Source organism: Enterobacter sp. B79-1, assembly GCF_057444735.1.
The window spans coordinates 121,256-140,773 of record NZ_JBYAZJ010000001.1; the positions used below are offsets into that span (position 1 = coordinate 121,256).

Consider the following 19,518-nt stretch of genomic DNA (forward strand, 5'->3'; position numbering starts at 1 on the left):
GTGAACTTGCGTACTAGTTAACTAGTTCGGTGGCGTGTTGTCAACCCTTGATTTCAGAATTTCGCGTTATGTCGGTATCATGGTGTTTTCGGATGTCTCCAACCTGTTATGGGAAGTGCTTTGAGCGATACCACCTACGCCATTATTTACGATTTACACAGCCATACTCAGGCCTCTGATGGCCTTCTGACGCCCGAAGCCTTGGTTCATCGTGCCGTTGAAATGCGTGTCGGCACGCTGGCGATAACCGATCACGATACGACAGATGCCATTCCGGCGGCGCGCGCTGAGATCGCCCGCAGCGGGCTGGCGCTGAACCTGATCGCCGGCGTTGAGATCTCGACCGTCTGGGAAAACCATGAAATTCATATTGTTGGCCTCAACATTGATATAGACCATCCGGCAATGTGTGCGTTTTTGCAAGAACAAAAAACACGCCGCAACCAGCGTGCAGAGATGATTGGTGAACGTCTGGAGAAGGCCCACATTCCTGGCGCACTCGAAGGGGCGCAAAAGCTGGCGAACGGTGGGGCCGTGACGCGCGGTCATTTCGCCCGTTTTCTGGTTGAGGCAGGTAAAGCGACGACCATGGCGGACGTCTTTAAACGGTATCTGGCGCGCGGGAAAACCGGATACGTTCCGCCACAGTGGTGTACAATAAAACAAGCTATTGATGTGATTCATCATTCTGGCGGTAAGGCTGTGCTGGCCCATCCGGGACGGTATAATCTTTCTGCTAAATGGCTGAAAAGGCTGCTGGCACACTTTGCCGAATGCGGTGGCGAGGCAATGGAAGTTGCCCAGTGTCAGCAGGCACCCAATGAGCGTGCACAGCTTGCCACCTATGCCCGACAGTTCGGCCTGCTTGGGTCACAAGGGTCTGATTTCCATCAGCCCTGCGCCTGGATCGAACTGGGTCGCAAGCTCTGGTTGCCTGCTGGCGTTGAGCCGGTCTGGCAGCTCTGGGAACAGCCGCAGCAAATTGAAGAGAGGGAAGTATGAGTCAGTTTTTCTATATCCATCCTGATAACCCGCAGCCACGTCTGATTAACCAGGCCGTGGAGATCGTCCGCAAAGGCGGCGTCATTGTCTACCCGACCGATTCAGGCTACGCGCTGGGCTGCAAAATTGAAGATAAAGGGGCGATGGAGCGTATTTGCCGTATTCGCCAGCTGCCGGACGGCCATAACTTTACCCTGATGTGCCGCGATCTCTCTGAGCTGTCGACCTACGCGTATGTTGATAACGTGGCGTTTCGCCTGATTAAGAACAACACGCCGGGCAACTACACCTTCATCCTGAAGGGCACGAAGGAAGTACCGCGTCGTCTGCTGCAGGAAAAACGCAAAACCATCGGGATGCGCGTGCCATCGAATCCGATTGCGCAGGCGCTGCTGGAAACCCTCGGCGAACCGATGCTCTCCACCTCGCTGATGCTGCCGGGAAGTGAGTTTACCGAGTCCGACCCGGAAGAGATCAAAGATCGTCTGGAGAAGGTGGTTGAGCTGATTATTCACGGCGGCTATCTTGGCCAGCAGCCGACCACCGTGGTCGACTTAACTGAAGATGCGCCGGAAGTGATTCGTGAAGGCGTGGGTGATGTTAAGCCTTTCTTGTAAACCCAAGGAATAAGGGGGCACAACGCCCCCTTATTCTCAACGGCGAGTCAATGCCAGGCGTAGACCTAACCCTATAAATGTTACGCCAACAATGCGATCCAGCATTTTCTGCAATCTTCTATTCTGAGAAACTGCACCGGCGGCGCTACCTGCAAGAACAGCAAAAGCCATATCTGTCAAAAATGCTATCAGCGCGTAGACCATACCCAGAACCAGGAAAGAAGTGGTGTGATGTTCACCCCCTGGTGAAACAAACTGGGGGAAGAAGGAGATGAAGAATAAGAGCACCTTCGGATTGGTCAGGGTTGTAATAAAGCCTTTAGAAAGCAGATTCGTAAGAGTAGATTTTGTCCTCACGGGTTCAGCTTCATGGTGATTGACGGTTTGTTTTGCAAATGTTCCTAAAACCATTTTACTGCCGAGATACATCAGATAAGCCGCACCAAGATACTTAATGATGGTGAACATCAGTGGAGAAGCTGTAATCAATGCAGTTAATCCCACGGCGCTTGCAACAGCATGGGTACAGCTACCTAAAGCCACGCCTGCAGAAGAGATGATCCCCGCTCGTCTTCCGTTAGCCACACTTTGGCCTATCACGTAGGCCATGTCAGGCCCTGGGGTGATGGAAAGAAGAAAAACAGACAGGGCAAAAAGCCCAAAGTTTGTTATGTCCAGCATAGTCATCTCCGAAAACTCTACATTTAACACCTATGCTAACATTGAATTATTATGCATAAAAAGGTGTTTTTTATGCTGGCGGGAGGGTGCCTGCATCAATATAAGCACGCGTTTCATTTTTGATTGCCTCGCGGCGAATTCCATTTACATCTGGCGAAAAAGACTGGTTTGTTTCAGCACGACGTGGTTTCGACGGGTTAGCGTGTTTAGCTATCAATGCCGGGACTCAGACGCATAAAACTTGTTGAATCTTTTAGTCTAAAGTTAGTGTAGTATGTGCGCCCACGAATCATTCTGTATGGCATATTGTTTGCCATGCTGTGCACCATGAAATGGTGATATATCAGTGAGTTAAGTTGTTTTTACGCTAACTCGTTGTTTTTGAAAGTACACCAGACGCCTGTGAAGGCGACACCTGAGGAAGCTCAATGAGCGAGAAGTTACAGAAAGTGCTGGCGCGTGCTGGCCACGGTTCGCGCCGTGAAATCGAAGCCATTATTGAAGCAGGTCGCGTGAGTGTGGACGGTAAAATCGCCACGCTGGGTGACCGCGTAGAAATTGTACCGGGGCTGAAGATCCGCATCGACGGTCATCTTATCTCCGTGAAAGAGTCCGCCGAACAAATCTGTCGCGTGCTGGCTTACTACAAGCCGGAAGGCGAGCTGTGTACCCGCAACGACCCGGAAGGTCGCCCGACGGTGTTCGACCGTCTGCCTAAGCTGCGTGGCGCTCGCTGGATCGCCGTAGGCCGTCTGGACGTGAACACCTGCGGCCTGCTGCTGTTTACCACCGATGGTGAACTGGCAAACCGTCTGATGCACCCAAGCCGCGAAGTAGAACGGGAATACGCGGTGCGCGTCTTCGGCCAGGTTGACGAAAATAAACTGCGCGACCTGTCGCGTGGCGTTCAGCTGGAAGACGGCCCTGCGGCGTTCAAAACTATCAAGTTTACCGGTGGGGAAGGCATTAACCAGTGGTACAACGTGACCCTGACCGAAGGCCGTAACCGCGAGGTGCGTCGTCTCTGGGAAGCGGTAGGCGTCCAGGTGAGCCGTCTGATCCGTGTCCGTTACGGTGACATTCTGCTGCCTAAAGGACTGCCACGCGGTGGTTATACCGAACTGGATCTGACTCAAACCAACTACCTGCGCGAGCTGGTCGGCCTGACACCGGAAACCACCTCTAAAGTGGCGGTTGAAAAAGATCGTCGTCGCATGAAGGCGAATCAGATCCGTCGCGCGGTGAAGCGTCACAGCCAGGTCAGCAGCAATCGTCGCTCTGGCAGCCGGAATAACAACGGTTAATCTAAAAGCCCGGTGAACGCACCGGGCTTTTTTCTTTAGTAATCAATCCCAATTTGCGCTTTGATACCTGCATCAAACGCATGCTTGACCGGCCGCAGCTCGCTGACGGTATCTGCCAGCTCAATAATATCCCGATGACACCCGCGTCCCGTGATGATAACCGTCTGGTGCGCAGGGCGGTTCTTCAGTGCATCCAGCAGGACGTCCAGCGGCAGATAGTCGTAGGCGACCATGTAGGTTATCTCATCCAGCAGAACCATATTCAGCGAGGGATCGGCCAGCATTCGCGTTGCATGCTCCCAGACGGCGAGGCAGGCGGCTGTATCGGTTTCCCGGTTCTGCGTGTCCCAGGTAAATCCGGTGGCCATCACCTGAAATTCAACGCCGTGAGTCTCAAGTAAATTGCGCTCGCCATTGGGCCATTCGCCTTTGATAAACTGGATCACGCCCACTTTCTGCCCGTGTCCGACGGCGCGCGTCGCCGTGCCAAACGCGGCGGTGGTTTTCCCTTTACCGTTGCCGGTAAATACGATGAGGATCCCACGCTCGTCCTGGGCTGCGGCAACGCGTGCATCAACCTGTTCTTTCAGACGCTGCTGGCGCTGCTGATGGCGTTCATCACTCATTGCGAAATCCCCGGTTTGCGGTTGGGTTGGGCATCAAAAGTCATCCCGGTTTTACGGCGACTGTCATCACCCATCAGCCAGAGATAGAGCGGCATAATGTCTGCCGGCGTTTTCAGCTTTTGCGGATCTTCCGTCGGGAAAGCGCTGGCGCGCATTTTTGTCCGCGTTCCGCCAGGGTTAATGCAGTTTACGCGCAGATGACGGTTTTGATACTCCTCCGCCAGCACCTGCATCATGCCTTCGGTCGCAAATTTCGAGACGGCATAAGCCCCCCAGTTGGCGCGTCCCTCACGGCCTACGCTGGAAGAGGTGAAGACCAGCGAACCAGACTCAGAATTGAGCAATAAAGGAAGCAACGCCTGGGTGAGGAAAAAGGTTCCATTAATGTTTACCTGCATTACCTGCTGCCAAATCTCAGGATCTTGCTCATCCATCGGGCGTACTTCGCCCAATAAGCCAGCGTTGTGCAACACGCCGTCCAGACGGGGATAATGCGTGCTGATGCGCTGGGCAAGTTCCTGACAGCTAGCGGGCGTGCAGGTAAGTAAATCGAGGGTGTACCAGGAAGCAGCGATGCCGCCAGCAGATTCAATCTCCTGAGCGACTCCCCGGAGTTTTTCTTCATTACGACCCGTCAGGATGACGCTGGCCCCATATTCAGCGTACGTAAGGGCGGCTTCACGACCAATGCCGTCGCTGGCACCTGTGACAAGTATGATCCGGTTCTGGAGCAGATTTTTTTGCGGTTGATAATGCACGGTGACTCCTCTGGCGCACTGGAGCTTGATGGCGCCTTCTTTTATGACTTTTCGGCTTTATGCCCGAATTAGCCTAATAATTCAATCAGTCTACAGGACGCATTACTGTAAAATTAACAATTTGCAAATATTTAAACGCCAGACCGGGGATTCCTGAAGGCGGCTCGCAGAGGTAATGTCACGAGCGAGACGCATGGGCAGCGCTGTTGTACACTGCCGTGAAAGATTCGTGGTTAAATCAAGGTGGAACGCGTGGAATTACTTTCTCAATATGGGTTGTTTTTGGCCAAAATCGCGACGGTGGTGATTGCCATTGCGGTGGTTGCCGTTCTGATCGTCAACCTGACGCAGCGCAAGCGTCAGCGTGGGGAGTTACGCATCACCCGCCTGAGCGAGCAGTATAAAGAAATGCAGGAAGAGATGTCTCTGGCGCTGCTTGATAGCCATCAACAGAAACTCTGGCTTAAAGCGCAGAAGAAAAAGCATAAACAGGAAGCCAAAGCGGCTAAGGCAAAAGCGAAGCTTGCCGCGCCGCAGGATGAGGCAAAACCTCGCATCTATGTGCTCGATTTTAAAGGCAGCATGGATGCGCATGAAGTCTCCTCCCTGCGTGAAGAAGTGACGGCGGTATTAGCGGTAGCGAAACCGCAGGATCAGGTGGTGGTCCGTCTTGAGAGTCCTGGCGGGGTGGTCCACGGTTACGGACTGGCGGCTTCCCAGCTGCAGCGCCTGCGTGAAAAACAAATCCCGCTGACCGTAGCCGTGGACAAAGTGGCCGCGAGCGGGGGATATATGATGGCCTGCGTGGCGGATAAAATTGTCGCGGCGCCGTTCTCTATCATTGGCTCAATTGGCGTGGTCGCACAGATCCCGAACTTTAACCGCTTCCTGAAAAATAAAGAGATTGATATCGAACTTCACACCGCGGGGCAGTATAAACGCACCCTGACGCTGCTGGGAGAGAACACGGAAGAAGGGCGTCAAAAATTCCGCGAAGACCTGAACGAAACCCACCACTTGTTTAAAGATTTTGTGCACCGTATGCGCCCCTCGCTTGATATCGAACAGGTCGCAACCGGTGAACACTGGTACGGCACGCAGGCCCAGGAGAAAGGGCTGGTGGACGAGGTGGGGACCAGTGACGATCTGCTCCTGAACCTGATGGAAGGGCGCGAACTGGTTGGCGTGCGCTTCACCCAGCGTAAGCGTCTGCTGGACCGATTTACCAATAGCGCCGCAGAAAGTGCAGATCGCTTGCTGCTACGCTGGCTACAGCGCGGTCAAAAACCGCTGCTGTAAACAAAAACGCGAGGCAGTTGCCTCGCGTTTTGCATTAATCGATCAGGTGATATTTCTCTGAGAGCGTATGCGCCAGGTATTTAAACATGTTGAATACCGCGGTGCTTTTCGGGGTGGGTAAACCCTGTTCATCAAGGAAATATTCACCGCTGAAAACAAGCACGCCGTTACGCTGTTCCACGCCAGTGGCCTCAATGCCCGCCAGGGTGTCTTCATGATCGCGAATGAGTTTATTTGCTTCAATAAGCAGAGACGCTCGGTCAATAGGTTGGGTCGTACTGTGCATAATCCACTCCTTAAACAATGACCGTAGTTTACGCCCGGGGCGCGTTGGGGGCAAATTTTCCCTGTAATCTGAGAGGGTAAGGCGAAGGGGTCTGGCTGGCATGATTTGCTTTTGCATGCTAATAAAGTTGCGTAACGAATTTTATCAGGTACAGTGTGCGCTTTCGTCATTCTGGCAACAGAATTGCTTGACATTCGACCGGGAATTCGTCACGAATTATATTAAGTGCGAGAAAAATACCCGATAAGTCAATGACCTGGATGTTATCTTTCTGACGTCCGGTAAGACAAAGGGGTTGATATCCCCTGGCGCAGTCGCAATATCAATGGCTCGTCGTCAGCGGAAGGGAAATCAACGTGCGGCGTATTCCTGGAAGAATTAAATTAGGTAAAGGTGAATATGGGTAAAGCTCTCGTCATCGTTGAGTCCCCGGCAAAAGCCAAAACGATCAATAAGTATCTGGGTAATGACTACGTGGTTAAGTCCAGCGTCGGTCATATCCGCGATTTGCCGACCAGTGGCTCAGCCAGCAAAAAGAGCGCAGACTCTACCTCCACCAAAGGGGCTAAAAAGCCTAAAAAGGATGAACGTAGCGCGCTTGTCAACCGCATGGGTGTTAACCCATGGCATAACTGGGATGCACAATATGAAGTGCTGCCAGGTAAAGAAAAAGTCGTTAACGAGCTGAAGCAGCTTGCTGAAAAAGCAGACCACATCTATCTCGCAACCGACCTTGACCGCGAAGGGGAAGCCATTGCCTGGCACCTGCGGGAAGTGATCGGGGGTGACGACAAACGCTACAGCCGTGTAGTGTTTAACGAAATTACTAAGAATGCGATTCGTCAGGCGTTTGAGAAGCCGGGCGAACTGAACATTGACCGTGTAAACGCGCAGCAGGCACGTCGCTTTATGGACCGTGTCGTGGGCTACATGGTTTCGCCACTGCTGTGGAAAAAGGTTGCGCGTGGTCTGTCCGCCGGTCGTGTGCAGTCCGTAGCCGTACGTCTTGTCGTCGAGCGCGAACGCGAAATTAAAGCCTTCGTGCCGGAAGAGTACTGGGAAGTTGACGCCAATGTGACCACGCCGGGCGGTGACGCTCTGCCGCTGCAGGTCAGTCATCACAACGACAAACCTTTCCGTCCTGAAAACCGTGACCAGACTATGGCTGCGGTAGCGCTGCTGGAAAAAGCACGTTATCAGGTGCTGGATCGCGAAGATAAACCGACCAGCAGCAAGCCTGGTGCGCCGTTTATCACCTCAACGCTGCAGCAGGCGGCGAGCACGCGTCTGGGTTACGGCGTGAAGAAAACCATGATGATGGCGCAGCGCTTGTATGAAGCGGGTTACATCACTTACATGCGTACTGACTCCACCAACCTGAGCCAGGACGCTGTTAATATGGTTCGCGGCTATATCAGTGACAATTTCGGCAAAAAATACCTGCCGGAAAGTGCGAATCAGTACGCCAGCAAAGAGAATTCCCAGGAAGCGCACGAAGCAATTCGTCCTTCTGACGTTTCCGTCCTCGCGGAATCGTTAAAAGATATGGAAGCGGATGCGCAGAAGCTGTATCAGCTGATCTGGCGTCAGTTTGTCGCCTGTCAGATGACGCCTGCGAAATACGACTCCACGACGCTGACCGTCGGCGCGGGTGATTTCCGCCTGAAGGCGCGCGGTCGTATTCTGCGCTTCGATGGCTGGACCAAAGTGATGCCTGCGCTGCGTAAAGGCGATGAAGACAGAACGCTGCCTGCGGTTAATAAAGGTGACGAGTTGTCGCTTGTCGATCTGGTTCCGGCACAGCACTTCACCAAGCCGCCTGCACGTTTCAGTGAGGCCTCGCTGGTTAAAGAGCTGGAAAAACGCGGGATCGGTCGTCCGTCGACCTATGCGTCGATCATTTCGACCATTCAGGATCGTGGCTACGTCCGTGTTGAAAACCGTCGCTTCTACGCTGAAAAAATGGGTGAGATTGTCACTGACCGTCTGGAAGCCAACTTCCGCGAGTTGATGAACTACGACTTCACCGCCCAGATGGAAGACAGCCTCGATGAGGTTGCCAGCCACAAGGCGGAGTGGAAGAAGGTTCTCGACAGCTTCTTCAGCGACTTTACCGACCAGCTTGAGAAAGCCGAGAAAGACCCTGAAGAGGGCGGCATGCTGCCTAACCAGATGGTCCTGACCAGCATTGACTGTCCAACCTGTGGCCGCAAGATGGGTATCCGTACCGCAACCACGGGCGTGTTCCTGGGCTGCTCCGGTTACGCGCTGTCGCCGAAAGAGCGCTGCAAAACCACTATCAACCTGGTACCTGAGAACGAAGTGCTCAACGTGCTGGAAGGTGACGATGCAGAAACCAACGCGCTGCGCGCCAAGCGTCGCTGTCAGAAATGCGGCACGGCGATGGACAGCTACCTGATCGATCCTAAACGCAAACTGCACGTCTGCGGTAATAACCCGACCTGCGACGGATATGAGATCGAAGAAGGTGAGTTCCGCATTAAGGGCTATGACGGCCCGATCGTTGAGTGCGAGAAGTGCGGTTCTGAAATGCACCTGAAAATGGGGCGCTTCGGTAAGTACATGGCGTGCACCAACGACGACTGTAAAAACACGCGTAAAATTCTGCGTAACGGTGAAGTGGCTCCTCCGAAGGAAGATCCGGTTCCGCTGCCAGAGCTGCCGTGTGAGAAATCAGACGCTTATTTCGTGCTGCGTGACGGTGCTGCCGGTGTGTTCCTGGCGGCCAACACCTTCCCGAAATCACGTGAAACGCGTGCGCCGCTGGTGGAAGAGCTGCATCGCTTCCGCGATCGCCTGCCGGAAAAACTGCGCTATCTGGCCGACGCGCCACAGCAGGATCCAGAAGGCAACAAGACCGTTGTGCGTTTTAGCCGTAAAACGAAGCAGCAGTATGTGGCTGCGGAGAAAGAGGGTAAAGCGACCGGCTGGTCGGCGTTCTTTGTTGACGGCAAGTGGGTTGAAGGCAAGAAATAATCTTCACTTACCGTAACTTACCTGTGAAAGGGCCGGATTTCCGGCCTTTTTTTATTACGTTGTTATTATTTTTTGTTACGTACTATACAGTCAGGCTATAAATGATATAGTGGTTATAGTTAACCCTTTTCTTATTATCAAATCGTCTTAAGCGATTGACCCGCGTGCGCTAAATCGGATGGTCTGGCATGAAATTACAGCAGCTTCGTTATATTGTTGAGGTGGTGAATCACAACCTTAATGTCTCTTCTACCGCTGAGGGGCTTTATACCTCGCAGCCAGGCATCAGCAAACAGGTTCGCATGCTGGAGGATGAGTTAGGCATCCAGATTTTCGCCCGTAGCGGTAAGCACCTCACACAGGTGACGCCCGCCGGGCAGGAAATTATTCGGATTGCGCGGGAAGTGCTTTCCAAAGTCGATGCGATTAAATCCGTGGCGGGGGAGCATACCTGGCCAGACAAAGGCTCGCTCTACATCGCAACCACCCACACGCAGGCGCGTTATGCGCTGCCAGGCGTCATTAAAGGCTTTATCGAGCGTTATCCCCGTGTCTCTTTGCATATGCACCAGGGCTCTCCGACGCAAATTGCTGAAGCGGTCTCCAAGGGCAATGCGGACTTTGCCATCGCGACGGAAGCTCTTCATCTTTATGACGATCTGGTGATGTTGCCGTGCTACCACTGGAACCGCTCCATTGTCGTGACGCCCGACCACCCGCTGGCGGGTAAAGGTTCGGTGACGATTGAAGAGCTGGCGCAATATCCGCTCGTGACATACACGTTCGGCTTTACCGGGCGTTCTGAGCTTGATACGGCATTCAACCGCGCGGGCTTAACGCCGCGTATCGTCTTTACCGCAACCGACGCCGATGTGATTAAAACCTATGTACGTCTGGGACTGGGGGTAGGGGTGATTGCCAGTATGGCGGTTGACCCGGTTTCCGACCCGGATCTGGTACGCCTTGATGCGCATGATGTCTTCAGCCATAGCACGACCAAGATTGGCTTCCGCCGCAGTACTTTCCTGCGCAGCTATATGTATGATTTTATTCAACGCTTCGCCCCGCATTTAACCCGCGACGTGGTTGATACCGCCGTTGCTTTGCGCTCAAACGAAGATATCGAAGAGATGTTTAAAGACATCAAACTTCCTGCCAAATAATCACTCCCGGTATCTTTCCCCTGCGGAGAGATACCGAAATAACCTCTCAAACCTAAATCAGAATTATCATCATCTGCACTTTAGTGCCATATAATGTCAGTATCCATTAAGACTGTGTGGTTTTAATGTCGCGAATTGGCGACAAAAGTAGAAAGTATTTTACGCCTTCGCAAATATTTCTTTTCAATTATTTATTTCTGGTCAAAAGATTGAATATTCGCGGGAAGAGATACGTAAATTCACTGGCTTTTCGGCTAAAGTTTCTTTAGGATTTATCTCATCAGATGATTAATTGTACCAATTGTTTGGTCCTAAAATGATAAGCGATGTCGATTGTATGAGGTTAGCAATGCCTTCAGGAAGTGAAGAACCGCAAAGGGATCCTGCGCTCAAGCGTAAAGCCTGGCTGGCGGTCTTTCTCGTCTCTACCCTGTTTTGGGTGGTGGTTGCTCTCCTGGCCTGGAGATATTGGGGTTGAATATGGCAGTGACGGTACGTTCTGAAACGCTAAAACCAATGTGTCAACACCGTGACAACGGGCACAAAGCTCGCAAAGCACCTGCGACTACCGTACCTGCGTCCTGGAAGCTGACAGCACAGCAGCAAGCATTTATTGATGTGTTCGCGGAAGACGAACCCAAAAAACAATAATTTAGTTTTTTTGCGTAATGATGCAAATAGTCTGAATAAAGACTCTGTGCTTTTGTACTCTTTAATAAATACACATCAGCAATATAGACCTGAGGGCTGACCTCGGAATCTTTAATAATTAAAGCCTGGTGTCCCTATGATGAATAACATGACAACTCTCAAATACTGGTCATGGATCGGCGTTTTTTCCGTGTCGATTCTCTTCTGGTGTCAGCTTATCTGGCTGGCTATCCACTAAATGCTAAAACCTCGCTGCGGCGGGGTTTTTTGTTTTTATGCTTCACCAGAACCTTCCTGGATTTATCAATTTGGGTTGTTATCAAAACGTTACGACATCTTTGTGTTATCTTTAATTACGGCCCTGATGATTGTCAGGGTTTCCCTGTGATTAAGGAGGAGCTTATGTCGTTAACCCTACGCGAAGCCAGTAAGGATACGTTGCAGGCAGAAAATAAAACCTGGCACTACTATAGCTTGCCGCTGGCAGCCAACACGCTTGGAGACATTTCGCGGTTACCCAAGTCGTTGAAAGTTTTACTGGAAAACCTCCTGCGCTGGCAGGATGAAGATTCTGTCACCGCCGAGGATATTCACGCTCTGGCGGGATGGCTCAAGGATGCCCATGCTGACAGAGAAATAGCCTATCGCCCGGCAAGGGTCCTGATGCAGGATTTCACCGGCGTACCTGCCGTCGTTGATTTAGCCGCCATGCGTGAAGCGGTAAAACGTCTGGGGGGCGATACGGCAAAAGTGAATCCACTTTCTCCCGTCGATCTCGTTATTGACCATTCGGTGACCGTTGACCATTTTGGCGATGATGATGCGTTTGGTGAGAACGTGCGTCTGGAGATGGAGCGTAACCATGAGCGCTACGTTTTCCTGAAGTGGGGACAGCAGGCTTTCAGCCGCTTCAGCGTCGTTCCACCGGGCACCGGCATCTGTCACCAGGTGAACCTCGAATATCTTGGTAAAGCCGTCTGGAGCGAATTGCAGGATAAGGAGTGGGTCGCTTACCCGGATACGCTGGTTGGTACGGATTCCCATACCACCATGATCAACGGCCTGGGCGTTTTGGGCTGGGGTGTCGGCGGCATCGAAGCGGAAGCGGCGATGCTTGGGCAACCTGTCTCCATGCTCATTCCTGATGTCGTCGGTTTCAAACTAACAGGTAAGCTCTCAGAAGGGATTACCGCCACGGACCTGGTGCTGACGGTTACCCAGATGCTGCGTAAGCATGGCGTGGTTGGCAAGTTTGTTGAATTCTACGGCGACGGACTTGATTCATTGCCGCTGGCGGATCGCGCCACTATCGCCAATATGGCGCCGGAATATGGCGCAACCTGCGGCTTTTTCCCAATCGATAATGTCACGCTGGAATATATGCGTCTGAGTGGTCGCAGCGAAGAACAGGTGGCGCTGGTCGAGGCCTACACCAAAGCGCAGGGCATGTGGCGCAATCCCGGGGATGAACCGGTCTTTACCAGCACGCTGGCGCTGGATATGGGCGCGGTTGAAGCGAGTCTGGCGGGGCCAAAACGGCCTCAGGATCGCGTTGCCCTTAATGATGTGCCAAAGGCGTTTGCGGCCAGCAATGAGCTGGAAGTGAATACGGCACAAAAGGATCACCGTCCGGTCGACTATGTCATGAACGGGCATCAGTATCAGCTCCCTGATGGTGCTGTGGTCATCGCCGCAATTACATCCTGCACCAATACCTCCAACCCAAGCGTACTGATGGCCGCCGGGCTGCTGGCGAAAAAAGCGGTGGAGCTGGGCCTCAAGCCTCAGCCATGGGTGAAAGCCTCTCTCGCGCCGGGCTCCAAAGTGGTTTCCGATTATCTTGCGCAGGCCAGGTTGACCCCGTATCTGGATGAACTTGGTTTTAACCTGGTTGGCTATGGCTGTACCACCTGTATCGGTAACTCCGGTCCGCTACCGGAACCGATTGAAGTGGCGATCAAGCAGGGCGATTTGACCGTTGGCGCAGTGCTTTCGGGCAACCGAAACTTTGAAGGTCGTATTCATCCGCTGGTCAAAACCAACTGGCTGGCATCACCGCCGCTGGTCGTGGCTTACGCGCTGGCCGGGAATATGAACATCAACCTGGTTACCGATCCGATTGGTCACGATCGCAGGAACGAGCCGGTCTATCTGAAAGATATCTGGCCGTCGTCGCGAGAAATTGCGCGTGCGGTAGAAAAAGTGTCGACCGAAATGTTCCGCAAAGAGTATGCGGAGGTGTTTGAAGGCACGCCGGAATGGAAAGCCATCAACATCGTCGGCTCGGATACCTATGACTGGCAGGATGACTCAACCTATATCCGCCTGTCGCCATTCTTCGATGAAATGCAGGCAGAGCCTGCGCCGCTTCAGGATATCCACGGCGCGCGCATTCTCGCGATGCTGGGGGATTCTGTCACCACGGACCATATCTCACCGGCGGGCAGCATCAAAGCCGACAGCCCGGCTGGACGTTATTTGCAAAGCCGGGGTGTAGAACGCCGCGACTTTAACTCCTATGGTTCTCGCCGGGGCAACCATGAAGTGATGATGCGCGGGACGTTTGCCAACATTCGTATCCGTAATGAAATGGTGTCGGGTGTGGAAGGCGGCATGACGCGTCATCTGCCGGGAACGGAGGTCGTTTCCATTTATGATGCGGCCGTCAAATACCAGCAGGAAGGTACGCCGCTGGCGGTCATTGCCGGGAAAGAGTACGGCTCAGGCTCAAGCCGCGACTGGGCAGCGAAAGGTCCGCGCCTGCTCGGGGTTCGGGTGGTCATCGCCGAATCGTTCGAACGTATTCACCGCTCGAATCTGATCGGGATGGGGATCCTGCCTCTCGAATTTCCACAGGGCGTCACCCGTAAAACGCTGGGCCTGACCGGGGAGGAGCAGATTGACATTAGCGGTCTGCAAAACCTGCAGCCGGGTAAAACGGTTCCGGTGAAGCTAACGCGGGCAGAGGGGAAGATTGAGGTGCTGGAATGCCGTTGCCGCATCGATACGGCAACAGAGCTGACCTATTACCAGAACGACGGCATTTTGCACTATGTGATTCGTAAGATGCTGGATTGATGGAAAACGCCCGGCTTTTAAAGCCGGGCTTTCAGGTTTACTCGCTGAGCAGATGGCCCATCTTCGCGGCTTTGGTGTCGAGGTAGTGCGCGTTTTTCGGGTTACGTCCGACAATCAGCGGCACGCGTTCGACGATGTTGATCCCCGCCTCGGTCAGAATTTCGACCTTTTTAGGGTTGTTGGTCAACAGACGCACTTCGTCCACGCCCAGCAGCTTGAACATATCTGCACACAGGGTGAAATCACGTTCGTCAGCGGCAAAGCCCAACTGGTGGTTGGCTTCTACCGTATCGTAACCCTGATCCTGCAGCGCATAGGCGCGGATTTTATTCAGCAGGCCAATATTACGCCCCTCCTGACGGTGATACAGCAGCACGCCGCGGCCTTCTTCTGCAATGTGCGAGAGGGCGGCTTCGAGCTGGAAACCGCAGTCACAGCGCAAGCTGAACAGCGCATCGCCGGTCAGACACTCTGAATGTACGCGGGACAGCACCGGCGTCTGCCCTGAAATGTCGCCATAGACCAGCGCGACGTGATCTTGTCCGGTTGCCAGTTCTTCAAAACCCACCATCAGGAAATCGCCCCATGGGGTTGGCAGTTTGGCTTCTGCCACACGTTTAAGCTGCATGTGATTCTCCAGAATCGGCTGACACGTTTCGTGCCGTCTGCCTGTTTGGCTTTCTCTATCTGTTCATTTTGCCACAAGCTCCTCAAGTTCGCCTAATCACCACCATGCTATACGCGCGTTAAACGCACGATCCGACATATCCACCACATGGATGAATTTCAGTTATGATTGTGGTGCTTAGCATAAAAGGAGAAGACATGCTTTCAATCGCCAGACGAACGGCAGCGGGTGCGGCCGTACTACTTGTGATGCCTTTGGTTGTATGGTGCTCCGGCTGGATGTGGCAGCCGGGCCAGAATGCCATGTGGCTGAAAACGTTATACTGGATAACGGAAACGGTGACACAGCCGTGGGGGATCATTACGCATGTTCTTCTCTGCGCCTGGTTCCTGTGGTGTCTGCGTTTTCGTCTGCGCGCAGCGCTGGTGTTATTTGCTATCCTCGGCGGGGCCATTCTGGTGGGTCAGGGCGTAAAATCCTGGGTTAAAGATCGTGTACAGGAGCCGCGTCCTTTCGTCATCTGGATGGAAAAAACGCACCATGTGCCGGTGGATGAGTTCTACACTTTAAAACGTAAAGATCGCGGTGCGCTGGTAAAAGAGCAGCTTGCAGAACAACAGGATATTCCGGCATTTTTGCGTAAACACTGGCAAAAAGAGACCGGTTTCGCGTTTCCTTCCGGGCACACGATGTTTGCCGCAAGCTGGGCGTTACTCGGCGTCGGATTATTGTGGCCGCGACGCCGGACGGTCACTATTGCGATTCTGTTAGTCTGGGCAACCGGCGTGATGGGGAGCCGTTTACTGCTGGGGATGCACTGGCCGCGTGATTTAGTGGTGGCCACGCTGATTTCCTGGCTGCTGGTGACGTTAGCCACCTGGCTTGCCGAACGATTCTGTGGGCCGCTGACGCCGCCACCGGAAGAGAAGGAAGAAATCGCCGAGCGCGAGCAAAGCGGTGTCTGAAGGTTGATTTTCCGTATTTTGCCCATAAATCCATGACGGGCGCGCAACTTTTTCCGTTTCGCCCCCGTCACTAAAATGGTAGTTTATAAGGCTGATTGCGGTGAGTTGAACAGACTTTATTCGCTTGAACCACATAACGGGAAGTCATGTGAAATATTTACTCATTTTCTTACTGGTGTTGGCGATTTTTGTTATTTCCGTCACCTTAGGTGCGCAAAACGATCAGCAGGTGACCTTTAACTATCTGCTTGCACAGGGCGAGTACCGGGTATCGAGCCTGCTTGCGGTCCTGTTTGCCGCCGGTTTTATTATCGGCTGGCTGGTGTGCGGTCTCTTCTGGCTTAAAGTTCGTGTTTCGCTTGTGCGCGCTGAACGTAAAATCAAACGCCTCGAACATCAAATTGCGCCCGCGACTGACATTCCGGAGAGTTCTGGTGTGCCGGTAGCCAAGGAATAATCGAATATGCTGGAGTTGTTGTTTCTGCTTTTGCCTGTAGCCGCAGCCTATGGCTGGTATATGGGCCGCAGAAGTGCGCAACAAACAAAACAGGATGAGGCCAACCGACTCTCCCGCGACTATGTTGCGGGGGTGAACTTCCTCCTGAGCAATCAACAGGATAAAGCGGTTGATCTGTTCCTTGATATGTTGAAAGAGGATACGGGCACCGTAGAAGCGCATCTCACCCTGGGCAACCTGTTCCGCTCGCGCGGTGAGGTTGATCGCGCTATTCGTATTCACCAGACGCTGATGGAAAGCGCGTCGTTAACCTACGATCAACGTTTGCTGGCCGTTCAACAGCTGGGACGTGATTACATGGCGGCGGGGCTGTACGACCGTGCCGAAGATATGTTCACCCAACTGGTTGATGAGACCGACTTCCGTATCAGTGCGCTCCAGCAGTTACTGCAGATTTACCAGGCGACCAGCGACTGGCAAAAAGCCATAGATACAGCCGAACGTCTGGTGAAGCTTGGCAAAGATAAGCAACGCGTAGAAATTGCTCACTTCTATTGCGAACTGGCGCTTCAGCAGATGGGCAACGACGACATGGATAAAGCCATGGCACTGCTGAAGAAAGGCGCCGCTGCGGATCGCAACAGCGCGCGAATCTCCATCATGATGGGGCGCGTCTTTATGGCGAATGGCGACTACGCCAAAGCCGTTGAAAGCCTGTTGCGGGTTATCGACCAGGATAAAGAATTGGTCAGTGAAACGCTGGAAATGCTGCAAACCTGCTATCAACAGCTCGACAAGCAGGATGAGTGGGTAGCATTCCTGCGTCGTTGCGTGGAAGAAAATACTGGCGCCACCGCTGAACTGATGCTCTCAGACGTTGTTGAGCAGTATGAGGGAAGCGACACCGCGCAGGTGTATATTACGCGTCAGCTGCAGCGCCATCCGACCATGCGGGTGTTCCATAAGCTGATGGATTACCACCTGAACGACGCAGAAGAAGGGCGTGCCAAAGAGAGCCTGATGGTGCTGCGCGATATGGTCGGCGAGCAGGTACGCAGTAAGCCGCGCTACCGCTGCCAGAAGTGCGGTTTTACTGCCTACACGCTGTACTGGCACTGTCCTTCGTGCCGGGCCTGGTCAACCATCAAGCCGATTCGTGGTCTTGACGGGCAGTAATTTTTTAAAACGCCCCACTTTAGTTACAACATACTGTTGGGTTTTGTCACTGAGTCGGCACCGTGCGATTTTTCGGTCAGGCAGGAAAGGAAATCGATTCTGTCAATTTCCACCGCTGGCAGGTAGAATGCAGGCCGTTTATCTGTTCCGCGCCGCTGCGCGCCCATAGACGAAAAGGGCTGGTCATGACGTCTGTTACTTCCTCCGCTTCCCGCGTAATTACTGATTCTCCTGTTGTTGTTGCGCTTGATTACAATAACCGCGAGACCGCGCTGGCCTTTGTTGATGGTATCGATCCGCGAGATTGCCGTCTGAAAGTTGGCAAAGAGATGTTTACCCTGTTTGGTCCGCAAATTGTCCGCGATCTTCAGCAGCGTGGGTTTGACGTTTTCCTGGACCTGAAATTCCATGATATTCCCAACACCACTGCGCATGCCGTCGCTGCTGCAGCCGAGCTTGGTGTGTGGATGGTCAACGTCCATGCATCGGGTGGGGCGCGTATGATGACCGCCGCGCGCGAGGCGCTGGTGCCCTTCGGCAAAGATGCACCGCTTCTGATTGCGGTCACCGTGCTGACCAGCATGGATGAATCTGACCTGCGCGATCTTGGTGTGACGTTGTCACCCGCTGAGCAAGCTGAACGTCTGGCTCGTCTAACGCAAAACTGTGGTCTCGATGGGGTAGTCTGTTCAGCACAGGAGGCGGTGCGCTTCAAATCCGAACTGGGCCAACAATTTAAGCTTATCACGCCGGGTATTCGTCCCGCGGGCAGTGAGGTTGGCGATCAGCGCCGTATTATGACGCCAGAGCAAGCATTGGCTGCAGGTGTGGATTATATGGTGATCGGCCGTCCCGTTACGCAATCTGCGGATCCGGCGCAGACGCTAAAAGCGATCAACGCGTCATTGAAAAAGGGTGCCTGATGAGCGATTCCAACAGCCGCCTGGTCTACTCCACCGGCACCGGGCGTATCGATGAGCCAAAAGAGAAAGCTGAACGTCCTAAAGGTGATGGCATCGTGCGCATCCAGCGTCAGACCAGTGGTCGCAAGGGCAAGGGCGTGTGTCTGATTACCGGTATCGATCTGGATGATGCGGAGCTGGCTAACCTGGCCGCAGAATTAAAAAAGAAATGCGGTTGCGGCGGTGCCGTGAAAGATGGCGTGATCGAAATTCAGGGCGACAAACGCGATTTAATTAAAACGCTGCTCGAAGCCAAAGGAATGAAAGTTAAACTGGCGGGCGGCTAAATTAAAAGAGCCACGGCGTTAACCGTGGCTCTTTATACGTGTGTAAGTCAGACCTGAAAAATACTGAATATATTATTAGACCGGTGAGAGCCGTTATGGTGATTATTTGCCCACCTGGTGACCGATAATACCGCCGACAGCAGCACCACCTAATGTACCCAGCGTACTACCATCCGTTAATACCGCACCACCAAGAGCACCGGCACCCGCACCAATTGCGGTGTTACGGTCACGTTTAGACCAGTTAGAGCAGGCGCTCAGGGACATAGCTACTGTAATTGCCAGAACAGCGGCAGCGATTTTTTTGCTGGTAAAGGTCATAATACTTTCTCCTGAATTATCGATTCACGGAAAGAAGTGCACTTTAAGTATAGACAATAGTCATACTTAAATTCTGTTTTCCATGAAAGCTAGTCGCGCAGGTGTTACGTAATCACGCAAGTGATAGTCACTTCCTGTTATATCGCTAATAATAATTTTACCCCTTTAGCCCAGGTTAAACAGGTAAAAACTCTTAAAGCAGGCTTCGGAATCATCTCAGAGAGAGGGGGGGGGGATTTGCGCCCGTTATTCAGGCGCAG

The 19,518-nt window shown here is 53.0% G+C and carries 20 protein-coding genes; 14 read left to right on the forward strand and 6 right to left on the reverse strand.

The features are described from left to right. Window positions 1-120 precede the first annotated feature (120 nt). Window positions 121-1,002, forward strand: coding sequence for an RNase RNM (gene rnm / locus AC2T6E_RS00635; protein ID WP_174339680.1), 882 nt, complete (start codon window positions 121-123; stop codon window positions 1,000-1,002). Then, window positions 999-1,619 (forward strand): L-threonylcarbamoyladenylate synthase, encoded by a 621-nt coding sequence (locus AC2T6E_RS00640; protein ID WP_003856793.1) that lies wholly within the window; start codon window positions 999-1,001, stop codon window positions 1,617-1,619. The genes rnm and AC2T6E_RS00640 overlap by 4 nt, the downstream gene beginning before the upstream one ends. 36 nt (window positions 1,620-1,655) lie before the next feature. On the opposite strand, the gene AC2T6E_RS00645 is transcribed toward AC2T6E_RS00640, so the two are convergent. After that, complete coding sequence (locus AC2T6E_RS00645) at window positions 1,656-2,300, reverse strand: LysE family translocator (RefSeq protein WP_312960050.1); 645 nt, start codon at window positions 2,298-2,300, stop codon at window positions 1,656-1,658. 428 nt (window positions 2,301-2,728) lie between these two features. Here AC2T6E_RS00645 and rluB point away from each other — a divergent pair, with 428 nt between their 5' ends. Further along, entirely contained in the window at window positions 2,729-3,604 is an 876-nt protein-coding gene (gene rluB / locus AC2T6E_RS00650) for a 23S rRNA pseudouridine(2605) synthase RluB (RefSeq protein ID WP_008502809.1), read from the forward strand. Between the two features lie 35 nt (window positions 3,605-3,639). On the opposite strand, the gene cobO is transcribed toward rluB, so the two are convergent. Together cobO and AC2T6E_RS00660 are read right to left on the reverse strand one after the other, a co-directional pair. Beyond that, on the reverse strand, window positions 3,640-4,230 hold the full coding sequence (gene cobO / locus AC2T6E_RS00655) for a cob(I)yrinic acid a,c-diamide adenosyltransferase (protein ID WP_108417791.1): 591 nt from the start codon (window positions 4,228-4,230) through the stop codon (window positions 3,640-3,642). Next, on the reverse strand, window positions 4,227-4,988 hold the full coding sequence (locus tag AC2T6E_RS00660; protein ID WP_126546007.1) for a YciK family oxidoreductase: 762 nt from the start codon (window positions 4,986-4,988) through the stop codon (window positions 4,227-4,229). The genes cobO and AC2T6E_RS00660 overlap by 4 nt, the downstream gene beginning before the upstream one ends. Window positions 4,989-5,240: 252 nt before the next feature. Between AC2T6E_RS00660 and sohB the strand changes: the two genes are divergently transcribed. Beyond that, entirely contained in the window at window positions 5,241-6,287 is a 1,047-nt protein-coding gene (sohB, locus tag AC2T6E_RS00665; RefSeq protein ID WP_253178701.1) for a protease SohB, read from the forward strand. Window positions 6,288-6,321: 34 nt separating this feature from the next. Here the strand turns inward: sohB and AC2T6E_RS00670 are convergent, their stop codons facing one another. After that, the gene (locus AC2T6E_RS00670) at window positions 6,322-6,573 is read right to left on the reverse strand and encodes a YciN family protein (protein ID WP_010431772.1); all 252 of its coding nucleotides are present in this window, start codon (window positions 6,571-6,573) and stop codon (window positions 6,322-6,324) included. 399 nt (window positions 6,574-6,972) lie between these two features. Between AC2T6E_RS00670 and topA the strand changes: the two genes are divergently transcribed. The 5 genes from topA (at window position 6,973) to acnA (ending at window position 14,462) form a co-directional block, all read left to right on the forward strand. Then, entirely contained in the window at window positions 6,973-9,570 is a 2,598-nt protein-coding gene (gene topA, locus AC2T6E_RS00675; RefSeq protein WP_108417789.1) for a type I DNA topoisomerase, read from the forward strand. A gap of 188 nt (window positions 9,571-9,758) precedes the next feature. After that, window positions 9,759-10,733: an HTH-type transcriptional regulator CysB gene (gene cysB / locus AC2T6E_RS00680; protein WP_010431770.1), complete on the forward strand. Its 975-nt coding sequence runs from the start codon at window positions 9,759-9,761 to the stop codon at window positions 10,731-10,733. 337 nt (window positions 10,734-11,070) lie between these two features. After that, on the forward strand, window positions 11,071-11,211 hold the full coding sequence (locus AC2T6E_RS00685) for a YmiA family putative membrane protein (protein WP_218307473.1): 141 nt from the start codon (window positions 11,071-11,073) through the stop codon (window positions 11,209-11,211). A 312-nt stretch (window positions 11,212-11,523) separates the two neighbouring features. Beyond that, window positions 11,524-11,622 (forward strand): small membrane protein YmiC, encoded by a 99-nt coding sequence (gene ymiC, locus AC2T6E_RS00690; protein WP_042713577.1) that lies wholly within the window; start codon window positions 11,524-11,526, stop codon window positions 11,620-11,622. A 164-nt stretch (window positions 11,623-11,786) separates the two neighbouring features. Continuing rightward, window positions 11,787-14,462 carry an aconitate hydratase AcnA gene (acnA, locus tag AC2T6E_RS00695; RefSeq protein ID WP_486690205.1) on the forward strand — a complete coding sequence of 892 codons (2,676 nt, stop codon included), beginning with the start codon at window positions 11,787-11,789 and terminating at the stop codon, window positions 14,460-14,462. A gap of 37 nt (window positions 14,463-14,499) precedes the next feature. Here acnA and ribA read toward each other — a convergent pair whose 3' ends face one another. Continuing rightward, window positions 14,500-15,090: a GTP cyclohydrolase II gene (gene ribA / locus AC2T6E_RS00700; protein ID WP_013096372.1), complete on the reverse strand. Its 591-nt coding sequence runs from the start codon at window positions 15,088-15,090 to the stop codon at window positions 14,500-14,502. Window positions 15,091-15,287: 197 nt separating this feature from the next. On the opposite strand from ribA, the gene pgpB reads away from it, so the two are divergent. From pgpB to yciH, 5 genes are all read left to right on the forward strand, one after another. Then, window positions 15,288-16,055 (forward strand): phosphatidylglycerophosphatase B, encoded by a 768-nt coding sequence (pgpB, locus tag AC2T6E_RS00705; protein WP_100166145.1) that lies wholly within the window; start codon window positions 15,288-15,290, stop codon window positions 16,053-16,055. A 148-nt stretch (window positions 16,056-16,203) separates the two neighbouring features. Continuing rightward, window positions 16,204-16,512, forward strand: a complete 309-nt coding sequence (locus tag AC2T6E_RS00710; RefSeq protein WP_010431755.1) for a LapA family protein — start codon at window positions 16,204-16,206, stop codon at window positions 16,510-16,512. Between the two features lie 6 nt (window positions 16,513-16,518). Then, window positions 16,519-17,688, forward strand: a complete 1,170-nt coding sequence (lapB, locus tag AC2T6E_RS00715) for a lipopolysaccharide assembly protein LapB (RefSeq protein WP_100166146.1) — start codon at window positions 16,519-16,521, stop codon at window positions 17,686-17,688. A gap of 185 nt (window positions 17,689-17,873) precedes the next feature. Further along, window positions 17,874-18,611: an orotidine-5'-phosphate decarboxylase gene (gene pyrF / locus AC2T6E_RS00720; protein ID WP_148401204.1), complete on the forward strand. Its 738-nt coding sequence runs from the start codon at window positions 17,874-17,876 to the stop codon at window positions 18,609-18,611. After that, window positions 18,611-18,937 (forward strand): stress response translation initiation inhibitor YciH, encoded by a 327-nt coding sequence (gene yciH / locus AC2T6E_RS00725; protein ID WP_108417787.1) that lies wholly within the window; start codon window positions 18,611-18,613, stop codon window positions 18,935-18,937. The genes pyrF and yciH overlap by 1 nt, the downstream gene beginning before the upstream one ends. 102 nt (window positions 18,938-19,039) lie before the next feature. On the opposite strand, the gene osmB is transcribed toward yciH, so the two are convergent. Beyond that, the gene (gene osmB, locus AC2T6E_RS00730) at window positions 19,040-19,258 is read right to left on the reverse strand and encodes an osmotically-inducible lipoprotein OsmB (protein ID WP_010431738.1); all 219 of its coding nucleotides are present in this window, start codon (window positions 19,256-19,258) and stop codon (window positions 19,040-19,042) included. Between the last annotated feature and the right edge of the window lie 260 nt (window positions 19,259-19,518).

Coding starts and splice junctions, on each gene's coding strand:
- acnA (WP_486690205.1), top strand. CDS start 11,787: ATGTCGTTAACCCTACGCGAAGCCAGTAAGGATACGTTGCAGGCAGAA.
- AC2T6E_RS00685 (WP_218307473.1), top strand. CDS start 11,071: ATGAGGTTAGCAATGCCTTCAGGAAGTGAAGAACCGCAAAGGGATCCT.
- lapB (WP_100166146.1), top strand. CDS start 16,519: ATGCTGGAGTTGTTGTTTCTGCTTTTGCCTGTAGCCGCAGCCTATGGC.
- AC2T6E_RS00640 (WP_003856793.1), top strand. CDS start 999: ATGAGTCAGTTTTTCTATATCCATCCTGATAACCCGCAGCCACGTCTG.
- pgpB (WP_100166145.1), top strand. CDS start 15,288: ATGCTTTCAATCGCCAGACGAACGGCAGCGGGTGCGGCCGTACTACTT.
- rluB (WP_008502809.1), top strand. CDS start 2,729: ATGAGCGAGAAGTTACAGAAAGTGCTGGCGCGTGCTGGCCACGGTTCG.
- AC2T6E_RS00670 (WP_010431772.1), bottom strand. CDS start 6,573: ATGCACAGTACGACCCAACCTATTGACCGAGCGTCTCTGCTTATTGAA.
- cobO (WP_108417791.1), bottom strand. CDS start 4,230: ATGAGTGATGAACGCCATCAGCAGCGCCAGCAGCGTCTGAAAGAACAG.
- cysB (WP_010431770.1), top strand. CDS start 9,759: ATGAAATTACAGCAGCTTCGTTATATTGTTGAGGTGGTGAATCACAAC.
- ribA (WP_013096372.1), bottom strand. CDS start 15,090: ATGCAGCTTAAACGTGTGGCAGAAGCCAAACTGCCAACCCCATGGGGC.
- osmB (WP_010431738.1), bottom strand. CDS start 19,258: ATGACCTTTACCAGCAAAAAAATCGCTGCCGCTGTTCTGGCAATTACA.
- ymiC (WP_042713577.1), top strand. CDS start 11,524: ATGAATAACATGACAACTCTCAAATACTGGTCATGGATCGGCGTTTTT.
- yciH (WP_108417787.1), top strand. CDS start 18,611: ATGAGCGATTCCAACAGCCGCCTGGTCTACTCCACCGGCACCGGGCGT.
- topA (WP_108417789.1), top strand. CDS start 6,973: ATGGGTAAAGCTCTCGTCATCGTTGAGTCCCCGGCAAAAGCCAAAACG.
- AC2T6E_RS00645 (WP_312960050.1), bottom strand. CDS start 2,300: ATGCTGGACATAACAAACTTTGGGCTTTTTGCCCTGTCTGTTTTTCTT.
- pyrF (WP_148401204.1), top strand. CDS start 17,874: ATGACGTCTGTTACTTCCTCCGCTTCCCGCGTAATTACTGATTCTCCT.